This is a genomic window from Pyxidicoccus fallax (assembly GCF_012933655.1).
Taxonomy (GTDB): Bacteria; Myxococcota; Myxococcia; order Myxococcales; family Myxococcaceae; genus Myxococcus; species Myxococcus fallax.
In genome coordinates, this window is record NZ_JABBJJ010000704.1 from 1 (window position 1) to 1,324 (window position 1,324).

The 1,324-nt window shown below is 66.8% G+C and carries 3 protein-coding genes; 2 read left to right on the forward strand and 1 reads right to left on the reverse strand.

Annotation, left to right across the window (positions count from 1 at the left end; translation table 11 throughout):
• Nucleotides 1-107: 107 nt before the first annotated feature.
• The gene (locus HG543_RS53650) at nucleotides 108-776 is read left to right on the forward strand and encodes a hypothetical protein (protein WP_169352674.1); all 669 of its coding nucleotides are present in this window, start codon (nucleotides 108-110) and stop codon (nucleotides 774-776) included.
• Nucleotides 773-979 carry a hypothetical protein gene (locus HG543_RS53655; RefSeq protein ID WP_169352675.1) on the forward strand — a complete coding sequence of 69 codons (207 nt, stop codon included), beginning with the start codon at nucleotides 773-775 and terminating at the stop codon, nucleotides 977-979. The genes HG543_RS53650 and HG543_RS53655 overlap by 4 nt, the downstream gene beginning before the upstream one ends.
• On the opposite strand, the gene HG543_RS53660 is transcribed toward HG543_RS53655, so the two are convergent.
• The gene (locus HG543_RS53660; RefSeq protein WP_169352676.1) at nucleotides 976-1,221 is read right to left on the reverse strand and encodes a hypothetical protein; all 246 of its coding nucleotides are present in this window, start codon (nucleotides 1,219-1,221) and stop codon (nucleotides 976-978) included. The genes HG543_RS53655 and HG543_RS53660 overlap by 4 nt on opposite strands.
• Nucleotides 1,222-1,324: the final 103 nt, after the last annotated feature.

Sequence of the window (1,324 nt, forward strand, 5' to 3'; positions counted from 1 at the left end):
GCGGGGCGGAAAGTGGGGTGGTGTAAGGGAAGGGACGCAACTCTTTCGTGGCTTGTCCGATAATTCGGACGTCGCACAAACTTCCGTACCCCCGCGCGAAGGCCCCCATGAAGATCCCCCGGAAGCCGAACTTCTCGTCCTCCCGAAGCGAAGTCGCTCCGCCGAAGTCCCCGCCGAAGAACACGCCTTCTTCCTCCTCGCGGCCCGCGCGCACGGAGTCCCCCTCGCGGCCCGCGCGTACGGACTCTCCGTCGCGGCCCGCGCGCACGGACTCCCCGTCCCAGTCGTCCTCCATCCGGCGCGATGACGCCTTCGACACCGGCGCTTCCCGGGTGCGCCCGCGCCGGCCGTCCAACGCGGACACCGAGCGGGTGAGGGGCCCGGACGCGAGCGGGTCCTCGAAGCCGAAGACCAACGCGGACATCCGCAAGTGGTACCTGGACAAGGTGGGGACCATCCCCGAGCTTCAGAAGAAGTGGCAGGCCGAGGGCGTTCCCCTGGAGGAGCAGGCCCGGAGGGCGGTGAAGATCCGCCACGACGCCCGCATGGAAGCCCGGAAGATGATGAGCAGCCCGCTGGAAGTCGCGATGCTGCGCGCCCGTGACTTCTTCAAGTACGGTAGCATCCACGGTCCGAACTTCGACCAGCTGGTGAAGCAGGCGAAGGGCAAGGGGCTGGAGGGCGACGACATCTACAAGTCGCTCATCGACAGCTCGAACCGGACCAACCAGACCGTCAACCAGCACATCCTCGGAAATCCTCAAGCCAAACTATGACCGCCGACGAGCTGATGACCCGGAAGCTGAGCTGGTCCAAGGCGAGTGACCCCGAGCACCCGTTTCGCACGCAGGTGGAGGGGCACACGCTGACCATCCGCTTGAACGACTTCCCCGAGGAGCCCATGTACTCGCTCCTCATCGACGGCGACGCCGTCAGCGACTTCGATGACTGGCCGAAGGTCTGGAGCCGCCCCGGCTAGTTCGCGCGGCGGGCGGCCCGGCGCTCGCGCAGCCGGTGCAGCCCGTGCATGGGTATCGCCAGGAGCAGCAGCAGCAGCACGAGGGCAATGGGGCCGAGGATTCCTCCCAGGAGGATTCCTCCCACCAGCCCGCCGATTCCCCAGAGCAGGCCCGAGGCGAAGCCGAGCGTCGCGCCGATGTAGGCGCCGACCACGGCTCCCACCGCGCCTCCGAACAGGATGATGGGCTCGATGAGGGTCATCGCCCGGCCTCCATTCACGAGCGATTCAGGTTCCCTGAGCGCCCGCCGCCGTGAATCATCCGGCACATGGACGTCTGTCTCTTATACAATCTGACGCTGCCGA